Source organism: Reichenbachiella sp., assembly GCF_039941815.1.
In the GTDB taxonomy this organism is placed as follows: domain Bacteria; phylum Bacteroidota; class Bacteroidia; order Cytophagales; family Cyclobacteriaceae; genus Reichenbachiella.
The window spans coordinates 74451-88768 of the sequence record NZ_JBDVDW010000032.1 but is presented as its reverse complement, the minus strand read 5'-3'; the positions used below and the strand labels follow the sequence as shown (position 1 = coordinate 88768).

The window sequence follows — 14318 nt, the reverse complement described above, 5'->3', positions numbered from 1 at the left end:
CTTTTTTATTCGATCAATCGGGATATCATTCGGTTGATCCTCTCTTTTACATGTTCCTTATCGATCCAGTATTGGCGGCTGGAAATCATATTGAAGGTCCAATTCTTTTGCTTGAGAGTAAATGGCTTGTATACATGTGAGGCCTTTATGGATATGTCCTGATGGTATAAATCATCATCGGTGATCAGCGCAGCCAAATATTGATCTTGATATCGGATAGCCAGATCGACAAAAGGTAAGGTATGATCCAACTCCAGTGAGTCAAAATGTTCAAAGGCCATTTCTTTGATTTTGCTCTTCAGAAACCAACGTGTTGAATGGCCAGACATATGCTTTTCGGCAGGGTCGAGGCTCTTCTCCGAAATGGCATAAGCATATTCCAGATATTTTTTTAGCAGTTTTGGACCTTCATTTTTGCTCTGTTCTACTTGCAACTGCTGAGGCATAATGCTCGTCACAAGGTAGATTTTTTCTCGTGCTCTGGTTACCGCCACATTCAGTCTGTTCTCACCACCTTCAGCATTGAGACTACCAAAGTTCATATTCATTTTCCCATTCAAATCCGGTGCATACACTGTGGAAAAAATGATAACGTCCTTCTCATCACCTTGAATGTTTTCTATGTTTTTGACAATTAATGACTCCGGAATTATAAATTTCTTTTCCAAAGAATAATCTTCTAGAAAATCGAGAATGTACATCTGCTGTGTGGCGTTGAAGGTTACGATGCCTATTTCAACCGATGGTTTTTCTTTTAATAAGTCATATACAATCTGCCCTACTTTTTCGGCCTCCTCGTGGTTTGTATTCTTCTGCCAAAATCCCTCAACTTTCACATAGTCGATGGCTGTATTATTTTTATTGAGATCATTGAAATCAGGAAGCATAGTCAACCTGTTGTCATAGAAATGCGCATTGGAAAATCTAATCAGGTCAAGATTTTTGCTACGATAGTGTCCATTGAGTTGAACTTGCATCAGATATTGATTGCCTAAGTTTAGCAGCGAGTCAAAATCTAACTCCACCACATCATTTTCATTGCTTTCGTCCCATCTTACCATATATAGGTCGTTTGGTCGAAGTTGCTTGTCATCGCCGGCGATGACTACCTGCTTACCTCTGAATATTGCCGGTATCCCTTTCTCTACAAAACATTGTGAAGCCTCGTCGAATATTACCAGATCAAAGATTTTCTCCATAGGAAAAATAGCGGAGGCAGATTCTGGTGATGCCAACCAGCAAGGCATGAGATCAAAAATCTCTCTGGGATAATTGGCAATTAATTTTCTGACAGGCCAGATTCTTCGCTTTTTTGTGACTTGATGATATACCTCTCGGTAAGTCACGCGATTGTTTAATCGGTTGTATTCTACATTTTTGTAGACTTTCTCTCGGGCTTTGAGCAAAAGGATATCTACACTCATCTTCAGCTTGTCCTTCACACATTCCTGAAGTTCCTGCTGCATATCCTCAAATTTTTGAGAAGAGACAGAGCGCAAGATTGGGTATTTGAGTTCGATATGTTCTATCCAAGCCAGCCGCAGGCTGTTGTCAAATAGCTTCCACCAGCCTTCCTCGTTTACTCTTGGTTCTCGCTCAAGCAATCTCTTTATAATGTTGCTTTCATCTTCTGACAGCTCGGAAATAAGTTTATCAAACTCACAAAGGGAGTCAAAATCACTTTTGAGCGCTTCGAGCAAATGACCGACATCGAGTTGCCCGGAGAAAATCATTCGCAACTGAGGTATAGAAAAATAAATCTGCCACTCTTTGAGTTTAGTCCCTATCGGTTCGAGTGCCGTCAGGAGGCTGGACAATTGAGCAGTATACTCCGACTGAGTGTGTGACAGTGGAGAGATGTACTCGTTCATGTGTCGAATACCATCCAGAGTCATTTGTGATTCTGCGGCCTGCTTCTGAAAGAAAAACCAGTTCTTAATTTCTATTTTGCCATAAGAATTGGGGAATGGGCAAAGGGCTGGTTCGTTCTTTAGTAAACTAAGATTGTGCTCTAAGTTGAGTCTATTGTCTACCTTTTGCACCAAATTCTCAAATCCAGCTTTGTCACTTTTTAATTCATTGCTAACCAGTACACGGGTGATGAAGATTTTATCCTTTGAAAATAGCTTCCATCTGATCCATTTGAATATGCTTTTACGAGCATCCAGGCTTCGATCCAGTGCTTCCTGAAATCGGCCAAGCTCTTCCGATTGTAGCGAAAGCTCGACGCCTATCCCATCATAGCATTGCATCACAAGCTTTTCTACCTCTACCAGTCGTTCCTTCGTGACGGGTCGTTGAGCGTTTTTGAGCACCAAAGTAAGCGCATTGTAGACCTGTGCATCTTTGAGTACCGAAATAAGGTGCTCTATTTCTTCATATTTTTTTATTATTTCGACAGCATCTTCAAATGAGACTTTTTTGCCAATGGCTTTTTCTGTCACAGTCTCCAACACACTTATATAAGGTTTGATTTCTTCAAGATGCTTGGCTATTGTGTTGTAGTCTGAAACCTTATGGTCGGCAAAACTCAACCTATTGTACCACGGATGATGCTCGTTCAAAAAAGACTCACCATACTTGGCATAAGTGCTAAGTTTTCTTTTGAATTCTTCCAGCGAGTCAAAATGGAACGCTCGGTATTCCAAATTTAGATTGATGGCTGGCTGATTTGGGTTGGAACTTAGATAAAGCTCTTTGACTGAAAGTCCTGATTCTGATTCATCAAAAAGGCTGGATTTAAACTCGGAAAGTTCTTCGTCAAGCTGATCTATTCTCCTACTAGTCTTTAGAAAGCTGCGTTCGAGTTGTATAGCATCCAGCGAATTGTTGACAGACTGATAGTCGTCAATTCTGTCGATTTGTCCTTCCAATTGTTCGTAGATCGGCTTGCGATCATTTTTGAAATCGTGAAGCAGTCCGATAAAGTCGTTCAACTCTTTTTCTTTGAGCCTTTCAAAGACAACGTCTAATGCGGCTCTTTTTTGACTGACGACAAGTACATTTTTACCTCTGGCGATATAGTCGGCGACCAGGTTGCAGATGAGCTGAGACTTTCCAGTACCAGGAGGACCTTGCACTACTGCAGAATTGCCTTTCTTGACTGCCTTAATTACATTTTCCTGATAGGCATCCATTTTGAAAGGAGTGAAGGTTTGATCCTCTTTGACCTTTTTGAGAAAACGATAATAGGATTTGTCCTCGCTCGATTCTTTATCAAGATTTCTTTCAGCAAAAAACTCCTCCAACGTACCAAGTTTTGGATGGTCGAGCAGAGTGAGATAATCAGGCACAAGGTACGACCCGGCTTGTGGAAAGATACCGACCACCGCCTCCGGAAAAAGTTTGAGTTCTCCAGCTTTTTCGACAGCCTCGAAGTCACTTCGTTTGTAGGATTTGAAAACTTTGAGTTGATCTGTGAAATTATCCTGATTGAAGTTAATCTCAAACTTTTCTTCTTTCAGCAATTCATATAGGTCCTTTCGGAAGCCTTTGCTTTCCTTGTCAAAATCATCAAATACCCTTTCGAGCAGATTTTCGTTGGCTGGCAGGTCATTGAAATAGGCATATGCGAGTAGAAAAGACTTGTTCATAGTGACATTTACATCCTTTCTACTAGTCAGATACCATTCCTTTTGATCTAATTCAAGCGTAACTGGAAAAAACATCAGTGGGCATCGTGCAAGTGTTCCATCTGAAAACTTACCTTTTACAAATGGCCAACCAATATACAAGTCTCGTGCGCCTCTTTCTTCGAAAATGAGATGATCCTCTCTTTTGAGCCGCTTGAGTTTTTGGGATAGTTTATTTGAGTCCTCATCTCTACTATTTTGCAGATCGCAAAGTGAAATCTTTGATTTTCTGGCTAGAACATTTTCTATGATTTGAAAAGACGGCTCGTTTTGAGCAAAGTCGAATTCGTGAATATCAATGAAATGATTGGATGGCAGTTTTGGAAGGAAAATTGACCTGCTATTTCCTGATAGATTGGTTAGCCTTCTTAAGTATGATTGGAGTATTTCTCTCATTAGTCATGTTCTTCGCGTAAAATAGAAAAGGATAACGATTTTCCCTAGAGTCCTACCTCATTCTGAGGCCTTTGTTTTCATATAAGGAGCTATTTTGTTGAATATCGAGTCTGAAACAGTATGGATATTTTTCAGATCTGCAACATTCAAATAGTCCCCATGCTGTCGTCGGTATTTTATGATGGCCTTACTGAGTCTGTACGAAAGATATGGATGGCGGGCTAAGATATCGATAGAGTCCTGATTGATATTGACTTGCCTTGGGACTACATTTGCAAGAGTGAAATATTCTGATACTTGCTGGAAAACATCACTTTTTATACCATATACCTCTTTGACCTGATCCATAGAGCTGAATCCACCCAGGGCATCACGATATTTTATTAATCGGGCGGAGAGTACAGAGCCAATTCCCCTTATTTTTTGCAACTCAAGTGTATCTGCCAGGTTCAAATCTGTCTTTAGCCTTTTTTTTGAACGATTTTTTGAGAGACTCTTTTTCTCCGCAACGTGATGTGCTTTTTTAGTTTTAGGAATGACTATAAAATCGTAGTACTGACTCACAAGATTTTTATTAATACCGTAGATTTTTAGAAGGTCTTCCTTCTTCCTGAACTGACCACCTTTCTGTCTGTAATTCATTATTCTGGAAACAATCTTTTCTTTGAACCCCAAGGAGATCAAAGCAGGTGAGGTGATGTGGTTAGGATCGAAACGAAATGGTTTCACAATGGTATTTTCCTTAGCCTTTATTTTCATTTTTGACTCTTCCAGCCATGACATTAGGATTTTCTTATCTTCTTCGGCTGTGTCATGATATTGCCCTTCTAAAAATATTCTAAATACACTTGGAGCGTAGAGAATCATTAGTAGCACCGGTACCAAAAATAAGATACCATTGGTCTCTGTGGATGAGAACCCGAAATAAACTCTGATGGCTTTCTTTAACTTGGCGATCATGTCTTATTAAGGGCGCTTTTTACAACAACGACACCACCTCATACTTTTGAAGGGTCACTTTTCTGATTGATTCTTTATTGTTATTTTGGAATTAAACCGCACGAACATGGCTTGGATCAAACAAATAGAGTACGAGGAATCCGAAGGAAAATTGAGAAAGATATATGACCGGATTAAAGGAGAGGATAACTATATAGACAATATTCTAAAGGTGCACAGTTTACGCCCGTATAGTCTAGAAGGACATATGGCTCTATACAAATATGTTTTGCACAACAGCACCAATACATTTCCAATGCATTTCCTTGAGGCTATGGGCACATATGTAAGCGCACTTAATAATTGTAGTTATTGTGTTGATCATCATTTCACAGGCATGCGACGACTCCTGGGTAATCATACGAAAGCAGACTTGATCAAGAAAGCACTACTTTCTGACCAGCCAGAAATGGTGTTTGAAGAGAAAGAATGTGCGCTATTCGAATATGCAAAAAAGCTTACGAAGGATCCTGAGAAAATTACGCAACAGGAAATTAAAAAAATGAAAGCCCTTGGATTTGATGATGGGGAAATATTGGAAATAAACCAAGTAGTTAGTTACTTCTGCTATGCCAATCGGACTGTGTTAGGGCTTGGGGTCAGTACTAAAGGAGATATTCTTGGACTATCACCAAACGATCAATCTGAAGATGATAGCTGGTCTCACAGCTAAGGAATAGAATCTTTTCTTTCGTAAGCACCAATATCGGGTTTTTCATCTCTAATCGTGCCCAGAAGATCATGAGTGATAGTAGACAACAAGGCTTTGTCTCTCGCTATAGACAGAGAGTCTATCTGATAATTATATGTGTTAGGCGAGTAAAAACCAGGGTAGTTGTCTTCTTGGCTAATCAAGTTTTCAAGGTCTACCCAAGCTTCGTCTTCTGACCGAATGATATTGCGCTCAATTTTTACATCGGTAGAGGCATTTGCTGAGAAATTTATTGCGAGTTCTTCATCCTCTCTACCCCAGATGATTGAGTTGTTCACTCTGACTACTATGTCATCCACGAAAGTCGCGCCATCGCTAAATTCTAAAAAATTGGTAAACCCTACAGAAGCCCCATCTCTGGTAAAATCGTTGGGCTCATTGGAAAAAGTGCAATGTTCGAAGTGATAGCTACCACCAGCGAAGCAGCCGAGTAGTTGTGTCTGGCAATTAAAAATTTCTAAATTCTGAGCACGAATAGTTCCAGCATAGGCAGTAATTCCAGATTCAGACATATGCTGAATGGAAGTATTGCTGATGTTTACTTCAGCGCCGGTGCCATCAGCAAGGTTGATGGCGAGGATCATACCATTTGTACCATTCTTGATTACAGTATGATCAATGCTATTGCCGATGCTGCCAGGGAAAAAGAACAAGCTCTGCCACTGACCTGGTGCCTTGTTGAACTTTGGATCGAGTCGAATATTTCTTATTTCTACCTTTTCGTCTGCCGTACCTTGTATGAGAAGTGACCCGACAATAGTTAGAAAAGCGCCATTGTCAATATAGATCTTAGCTCCAGCTTCTACGGTGAGCTGACAATCTTGATTTACCCAAGCAGAATCATAGATCACGTAGGGTCTTTCATTCGTCCAGGTCGTGTTACAATCAATAGCCTGGTTGTTGATAAATATGGCGTCCTGCCCCCAGGAGACTAGTTTGATGTTCTCATTTCTGCTATTGTATTCAATAATGACAGAGTCCTTTACCAGAAAAGGAAGGTCCTGATCCTCGGGATTGATATATACTTCCACAAGTACCAACAGACTGTCCTGGCCAAAGATGACTTCATCTGTAAAGCGATTGCCCTTAGACCCATTTACTGTAATATTATAAGAAGATAGGTCTCCGCCGCCAAGCGAGACTCTATCCAGGTTGATCGCTTTATCGTTGGGATTGTAAACTTTGAATCTTTTGGTAATACTACCTACACGGCTAAATAAAGTATCGAAAGTGACGGTATCGGTAGAATAAGAAAGCCTCAGGCTATTATCCGAAGACAGCTCCTCTTCAGAAGGTTGGCATGCCTGTATCAAAAAGCAGGTTAGGATAACCAGAGGACCGAGATGTTTTATTACTTTCAATATTATACTTCTCCGTCTTTTAATTTTTCTGCATTTTCTGCAATTCTGAGTTGTTCAATGAAATCGCCAATCTCTCCATCCATGACAGTCGGGAGGTTGTGCTGCGAATACCCAATTCTATGATCAGTCACTCTTCCTTGAGGATAGTTGTAAGTTCTGATTTTGTCAGATCTATCCCCACTGCCCACCATTGATTTACGTTGAGCGCCTACCTCATCATTGTGTTTTTTTAATTCGATATCATAGATTCTACCTCTCAAAACTTTCAAGGCCTTATCCAGATTTTTCAACTGACTCTTTTCATCCTGACAGGAGACCACGAGCCCTGTCGGAATGTGTGTAAGACGTATCGCAGAGTAGGTAGTATTTACAGACTGCCCACCAGGCCCACTGGAGCAAAAAGTATCTTTTCTCACATCGTTCATATCGATTTGAACATCTACTTCTTCCATCTCAGGAAGAACGGCCACAGTGGCTGCAGAAGTATGCACACGACCCTGAGTTTCGGTGGCTGGTACTCGTTGTACGCGATGTACACCGGATTCAAATTTCATTTTACCATAGACATCTTCTCCTGATATCATACTCACTATTTCCTTATATCCACCAGAGCTGCCATCTGTCAGGTCCAACACACTTAGCTTCCAACCTTGCTTTTCGCAATAGCGCTGATACATTCGAAAAAGGTCTCCTGCAAATATGGCGGCTTCATCGCCGCCAGTACCGGCACGAATCTCAAGGATACTGTTTTTGTCGTCATTCGGGTCTTTTGGAATGAGCATCTGCTTGATTTCTTCCTCCATTTCGGCTTTCAATGGTTCCAACTCATCTAATTCCATTTTGGCCATTTCACGGAATTCCGGATCCTTCTCTGTTTCTAAAATTTGTTTAGAATTCAGCAGATTGTCTAGTACATTTTTGTACTCTTCATATTTATTGACAATCTTCTCAAGATCCTTATATTCTTTGCTCAGCTTAGAATAATGATTCATGTCAGACATGGCGTCTGGCTGAACAATAAGTTGTCCCACTTCCTCAAATCTATGCTTGATTTCTTCTAGTTTCTCTACCATTTTCACCAAATTAGAAAGCAAATCTAATAAATAGTATGATGCTAATTGTCGAAATTGTTGGATGCACATTCACTTCGTCTATCATAGAGGAATCTTAGTGTTCTAAAAGCCGTTAATCCTTTTTTAATCGCTTCAGCATTCCCAAATTTGTGATATGAATAAATCCTTTCTTTTTGTTTTATTGATTCTTTCGTCCTGTCTTTCGCCTGACAAAATAAAACTTGAGGCAGATACAGAAATTACCGTGTTGGATCAGCTACTTCTATCCACAGCCACCAAGCCGAAAGATTGTACAATCAACAAACGAGTCAAGTTGGACGATATTGAGGAATCAAATGAGACTCTTCCATATGACACGTTGCTAATTCTAAAAGATTTGAATGTACTCAGAGATTATGCATTAGCAAGGCAGATCACTACAGCGAATTATTCAAAGGTTAAATCGGATAACAAAATAACTTACAAGAGAAAAGCATCAGAACGGAAGGGGCCGGTAGTGGTGAGAATAAGTAAAGATGGGGATGTCATTGCACAAGTTTCCTTGAATTTTGAAGAAAACAATTTGCTCTACAAATCCGAGAGACAATTACTGATGAAGTTCGATACGAATGAACTTGTTGAGTACAAGATAACGGGGAAAAGAAAACTCATTGGGCTTCATTCCTCCGAATACGAAATTGAAGTAAAAATTAATTCTAAATTTTAAGCAGGGCTTCGAAAAACCCCATGTTCTCTGCTTTATTTTTCACCACAAGACATGCGATATCTCTGTCATAACTGATAAGGTTGACAGCAGTACTTCCCTTGAGCATGGATGCTAATTTTGTTCTTCCTTTAGACGCTACAATAATCATGTCGGCGTTCCGTTCTTTGGCCATTTCATAGATGTTGTCTGAAGGATTCTGATCATCATCCAATTCAAAAATTACTTCGTATTTGGAGTCATCCAAGGATTGCTCACGCTTAAATTGCTCATACTCGCGTTGCTTATTTTTGTTCATTATCTCTGCCATCTCATCATAACTCTTGCCGGTATGTGTGTACCCGGTTGGCACGAAGTAGACATGATGCAACATGACCTCAACGTTGGCTTTCTCTTTGATTGTGAGAGCTGCATTCAGTGCAGCGAGAGAGCTTCCAGAAAAGTCAAGAGGAATAATCACCTTGGACAGTTTTAGCTTAGCCGTTTTAGGAACTAGTAGTACCGAGCAACGCGCTTCGTTGATCAATCTCGCAGCGTGCTTACCAGTAGATTCTGTCTTTGGTTTGATTCCCAAAATCACAAGATCAACTAAATTAAAATCTGACCATTTTAGAATTTGCACAGCGTTTTTACCCTGATGAATTTGCATCTCAGTTTCACAATCAGCTTTGAAATGCTCGCTAATTTTTTCCTGAAAGTATTTCTTAATTTTTAGGCTTAGATTTTTTTGTGCAATGTGGACAAAATAAACTTTTTCGCAATTGGATAGTTCGGCTATCATCGAACTATACTGTATTATATGTTCGTCGAGGGAAGATGAGTCCAAACAGACCAAAAATTTATTCAAGTTTTGCATGCCAGTTGATTTTATGTGGTCGATTGGAATAAAATTAATCTAATTCTTTAATAATCAGTAAGGTTGATCGATTGATTTTAGCAGAATGTTAAAAGCAAAATTTCTCTTTAGAAATATTTTGAATGCCATTTTTGGAATACGTAGAGTGCCCAGACTCTGACGTGACTGTCTCCTGGGCTATTTGAAAATAGCTGTTGATTAAGTATTTCGATTTCACTCCATTGGAAAAGTCCTTGGTCTTCGATTAAATTTCGGTTAAATAAATGCTTGCTTAACTCTCCTTTCAAGGAGCCCATTAGCCAATCTTGAAGAGGCATCTCGAACCCTTTTTTTGGCCTTTTATATAAGGCTGATGGCAGAATGCTGCGATAAGTGTCTTGCAGGATTTTTTTTCTAATACTTCTATCGATTTTCATTTCAGGAGGAAGGTTCATCACAAAGTCAACAACTTCATGATCTAAGAAGGGTACTCGGATTTCTAGGCCCTGAGCCATAGACATTAGATCCACCTTTTTGAGCATGTCATTAGGGAGCACGAATTTTGTGTCAAGGCGCAGCACATCATTGATGGATTGATACTGTTGCATGGGTTCCATCCACTTATCAATAAGCGCATTCTCTGCTCCAGGATTTTTCAGAATCCTATTGACCTGATGTTGGCTGGCAAAACTGGCTAAAAACCAATATCGCTGAATATTTGGCATCTTCATGGCTTTCGCAAACCTTATAATTTGCCGATTAGCATTGGCAAGGCTTCCTGATCGTGATTTAGGTAAAAGCTGTGCAATAGGCTCAGCCACGCCAATTATCTTTCTGAAGAAAGGATCATTTTCCATTTTCCACCATGCCGCATGTTTGTTGTACCCAGAAAAAATCTCATCGGCTCCATCCCCAGAGAGGGCTACGGTCACTTGTTCTCGTGTTTTTTTACTGAGTAAAAATACCGGGATGGCTGAGGAGTCAGCGAAAGGTTCATCGAAATGCTCAACAATGTTTTGTAACTCATTTGTAATTTCCTCGTGCCCCAGACGGAAAGTGGTATGATCTGTTTTAAACTTCGTTGCTACTAATTCTGCGTATTTGGTTTCATCAAAAAATTTGTTTCCTTCAAACCCAATAGAGAAAGTTTTGAGAGCTGTGGTTTGTGAAGAAGCTATGGCCGTGATCACGCTAGAATCGATACCGCCGCTCAAAAAACAGCCTAACGGGACGTCAGAAATCATTCTTCTCTCTACGGATTGTTGCAACATTTCATGCAGACGATCTGAGGCACTAGAATAGTCGATTTCCAGGAACTCTGTGGGCTTAGGGACATCGTAATATCTTTGAGTTGTAACAGACCCATTTTTGACTTCAAGATAGTGCCCAGGTTCTAATTTTTTAACCCCTTCTATCATTGTGATTGGGGCTGGAGTATAGTTTAGTTGAAGGTAATAGTTTAATGCATTGAGGTCCAATTTCTGATCTAAACCGTAGGCCAAAATGGCGCTCATTTCTGAACCAAATAAAAACTTGAACTCATCTTGAAAATATAATAGAGGTTTTATCCCCAATCTATCTCTTGCAATAAACAGTGATTGCTCAACTGAGTCGTATATAGCGAAAGCGAAAAATCCATTAATCTTATCGAGGCATTTTTTACCTTCTTGAGCGTATAAGTGAAGGAGCACTTCAGTGTCAGATTCAGACTTGAATTGTATTCCTTTTGAGAGGAGCTCTTTACGGAGAATTTGGTAATTAAATATTTCCCCATTGTAGGAGATTACATATCTGCCATTGTCTATAGAAAACGGTTGATTTCCGTTTGCACTTGTATCAATAATTGACAGTCTTCTATGGCCCAGACCTATATAATGATCGACGAAGGTACCATGATTATCAGGGCCTCTATGAGCTAGTGCTGTGGTTGCTTTCTCTAGATTGGTCAGATTAAATCTTCCGACTTCATTGAAGGCTAAAATACCAGTAATCCCACACATTTTGATTCTAAAGGTTTAGTTCTGGAAATCTAGCAAGAAAGACTGTGACTTAGAAGGTTCCTTGAAATTGTCTTAAGAACCGGACGTCATTTTCAGAGAAAAGCCTTAGGTCGTTGATCTGGTACTTAAGCATGGCTATTCTTTCTATTCCCATACCAAAGGCGAATCCTGTATATTCTTCAGGGTCAATGCCACAGTTTTCGAGTACGTTGGGATCCACCATTCCCGAACCTGCTATCTCTACCCATTTGGTGTATTTGCATACGTTGCACCCTTTGCCATGGCAAATGAAACAGCTGATGTCAATTTCAGCACTGGGCTCGGTAAACGGAAAATATGAAGGGCGCAATCTTATTTTTGTATCGACGCCAAACATTTCCTTTGCAAAATGATAAAGCGTCTGTTTCAGGTCTTTGAATCCTACATTCTTATCTACATATAATCCTTCCACCTGATGAAAAAAACAGTGTGCTCTAGCGGATATGGCTTCATTTCTATACACTCTTCCAGGCATGATTGATCTGAATGGAGGTTTGCCCCCTTCCATCATTCTTATCTGTACGTTTGATGTATGCGTTCTCAGCACTTTGTCCGGATTCTTCTCAATAAAGAAAGTATCCTGCATCTCCCTAGCAGGATGATTTTCAGGAAAATTCAGTGCTGTAAAATTGTAAAAGTCCTCTTCAATTTCAGGACCGCTGGCCACATTGAAACCCATTCGTTCGAAAATTTCAATAATCTTATTTCGGGTAATAGTCAGCGGATGAATACTTCCAATCTCATTCGGAACGTTAGGGAGAGTCAAATCTTCACCTTGATGGTCAGCTGGGCCGGTTGAGGTTTCAAGGCTATCTGCTAAAACTTTGAACTTGTCCTGTGCAAGAGTTTTCAATTCATTAAGCGCTTGACCAAAGGCCTTTTTTTGATCGTTGGGCACATTTCGGAAGTCATTAAACAGATCTGTTAGTACACTCTTTTTACTAATGAACTTCATTCTGAATTGCTCCAGATCGTCTGCTGCTTTGACCTCTGCAGCCTTCACCATGGCCTTGTATTCTTCTACCTTGTCAAACATATTTTCTTAATTGAATGAGCGAAGTTACGATGGGTTTTGGAGAAATGGAAGATAGACTTTCCGATTGCGGTATATTGTTTTTCTCTTATAAGATGTGAATCAGTGCTAGTAAGCTTTATCAGTTTTGAATATGATGGAGTAGATTGTCATAATTATAATTTTTATGTCAAATAGAAGGCTCCAGTTTTTGACATAAAACCTATCCAACTTTACTCTACCATACATTTCGCTAAATCTGGATGTTTCACCACGATAGCCTTTGGCTTGTGCCAATCCGGTTACTCCTGGCTTCACAGCATGTCGCTGAATAAAACGGTCTATTTTAGGAGAGTATTCTTCATTTAGTTTGATCGGGTGAGGACGAGGCCCGACTACTGACATATTACCGAGAAAAACATTGATGAACTGTGGGAGCTCATCTAAGCTTGTCCTTCGTAAAAAAGCTCCGGTTCGAGTGACTCTTGGGTCATTTTTAGTGGCTTGTTTAGTGTCGGCATCCTTGTTGACAACCATAGTCCTGAATTTCCAGCAGGGGAAGTATTTATTCCCTCTTCCATGCCTATTCTGAATAAAAAATATGGGTCCTTTTGATTCCAAACTAATCAAGAGCCCAATCAAGGGGATCAGCCACGAAAGGATAAACACCATTACGAAGCTTGAAAACAATACATCAAACGTTCTTTTGGCAATCCTATTGATCATACGGTCTAGAGGAATTGAGCTGACGTTGAGTACTGGTATATTCCCATACTGCTGGACTTCAAGTTTCTTATTGCCAACCTTGCTAAAATCAGAAAGTAATTTTATTGTAATGAGATTGTTTTCGGCAAAGTCAATGAGTGGCTTTACGTCTTGCTCAAAAAGTTTTGGTAAGCAGCAAAATATAACGTCGATATTTTTTTCTTTCACATATGCGGGCACATCTTCTACAGGGCCTGTTACTTCTGATTGCTCTGTTTTATGATCGAAAAAGCCCTTAAAGACATACCCAATCTCCGGATTGTTTTCAAGGTGGCGCTTTAGGTTTCTACCAATTGGCCCATATCCTACGATCACGATGTTCCTGACATTGTATCCTTTTGTACGATAGAAGCGGAGAATGTTAATGAACCCTACTCTCCATCCAACTATTAGAATGGAGAAAATCAGGTAAGTATAGAATAGATGCTCTCTCGAATAGAAGTAGGCTCTTGTAGAGGCCCACATGGTAAATACTACTGCCAGGTTGATTGTAAGACCGAGTAGGATTTGAGAGATATAGTCTACAATACTTCTTTCGCGATCTACTCTGTCTAGTTTGGTGACAAAGAAAATAACTACCCATGTAATATTTAGAAAGACGAACAGAAAGGGGTATCTGTCACCTTGAAACCAAAAGGTATTAAACCTAATGAAATTGGCCACAAAAAACCCAATATTCAAAAAGAGTAAGTCTATGAATAGAAATAATGCCGGAAAATATTTAGAGAATCTCTTTTTCTGCATCTTTTAAGACAAGGGGTAGTTTTGGGCGGACTAAGATACGAAATTAT

The 14318-nt window shown here is 39.9% G+C and carries 10 protein-coding genes; 2 read left to right on the top strand and 8 right to left on the bottom strand.

Translation table 11 applies throughout. From position 1 onward, the window contains the following. Nucleotides 1–5: 5 nt before the first annotated feature. Both ABJF11_RS07655 and ABJF11_RS07650 read right to left on the bottom strand, forming a co-directional pair. Entirely contained in the window at nt 6–4028 is a 4023-nt protein-coding gene (locus ABJF11_RS07655; protein ID WP_348119200.1) for an AAA domain-containing protein, read from the bottom strand. Nucleotides 4029–4085: 57 nt separating this feature from the next. After that, nucleotides 4086–4988 carry a helix-hairpin-helix domain-containing protein gene (locus tag ABJF11_RS07650; protein ID WP_348119198.1) on the bottom strand — a complete coding sequence of 301 codons (903 nt, stop codon included), beginning with the start codon at nt 4986–4988 and terminating at the stop codon, nt 4086–4088. Between the two features lie 106 nt (nt 4989–5094). Here ABJF11_RS07650 and ABJF11_RS07645 point away from each other — a divergent pair, with 106 nt between their 5' ends. After that, nucleotides 5095–5700, top strand: coding sequence for a peroxidase-related enzyme (locus tag ABJF11_RS07645; protein WP_348119197.1), 606 nt, complete (start codon nt 5095–5097; stop codon nt 5698–5700). Here ABJF11_RS07645 and ABJF11_RS07640 read toward each other — a convergent pair. After that, a complete protein-coding gene (locus ABJF11_RS07640) occupies nt 5697–7100 on the bottom strand; it encodes a hypothetical protein (protein ID WP_348119195.1) in 1404 nt (467 codons plus the stop codon). The two genes, ABJF11_RS07645 and ABJF11_RS07640, sit on opposite strands and share 4 nt — an antisense overlap. Nucleotides 7101–7102: 2 nt before the next feature. Then, nucleotides 7103–8173, bottom strand: a complete 1071-nt coding sequence (gene prfA / locus ABJF11_RS07635; RefSeq protein WP_348119194.1) for a peptide chain release factor 1 — start codon at nt 8171–8173, stop codon at nt 7103–7105. 154 nt (nt 8174–8327) lie between these two features. Between prfA and ABJF11_RS07630 the strand changes: the two genes are divergently transcribed. Further along, on the top strand, nt 8328–8879 hold the full coding sequence (locus ABJF11_RS07630; RefSeq protein ID WP_348119192.1) for a hypothetical protein: 552 nt from the start codon (nt 8328–8330) through the stop codon (nt 8877–8879). On the opposite strand, the gene ABJF11_RS07625 is transcribed toward ABJF11_RS07630, so the two are convergent. The 4 genes from ABJF11_RS07625 to ABJF11_RS07610 form a co-directional block, all read right to left on the bottom strand. Then, nucleotides 8869–9732: a universal stress protein gene (locus ABJF11_RS07625; RefSeq protein WP_348119190.1), complete on the bottom strand. Its 864-nt coding sequence runs from the start codon at nt 9730–9732 to the stop codon at nt 8869–8871. The two genes, ABJF11_RS07630 and ABJF11_RS07625, sit on opposite strands and share 11 nt — an antisense overlap. Before the next feature lie 107 nt (nt 9733–9839). Continuing rightward, nucleotides 9840–11711, bottom strand: coding sequence for an asparagine synthase (glutamine-hydrolyzing) (asnB, locus tag ABJF11_RS07620; protein WP_348119189.1), 1872 nt, complete (start codon nt 11709–11711; stop codon nt 9840–9842). A 49-nt stretch (nt 11712–11760) separates the two neighbouring features. Beyond that, nucleotides 11761–12786, bottom strand: a complete 1026-nt coding sequence (pheS, locus tag ABJF11_RS07615) for a phenylalanine--tRNA ligase subunit alpha (protein ID WP_348119187.1) — start codon at nt 12784–12786, stop codon at nt 11761–11763. Nucleotides 12787–12891: 105 nt separating this feature from the next. Next, nucleotides 12892–14271, bottom strand: coding sequence for an undecaprenyl-phosphate glucose phosphotransferase (locus ABJF11_RS07610; protein WP_348119186.1), 1380 nt, complete (start codon nt 14269–14271; stop codon nt 12892–12894). Between the last annotated feature and the right edge of the window lie 47 nt (nt 14272–14318).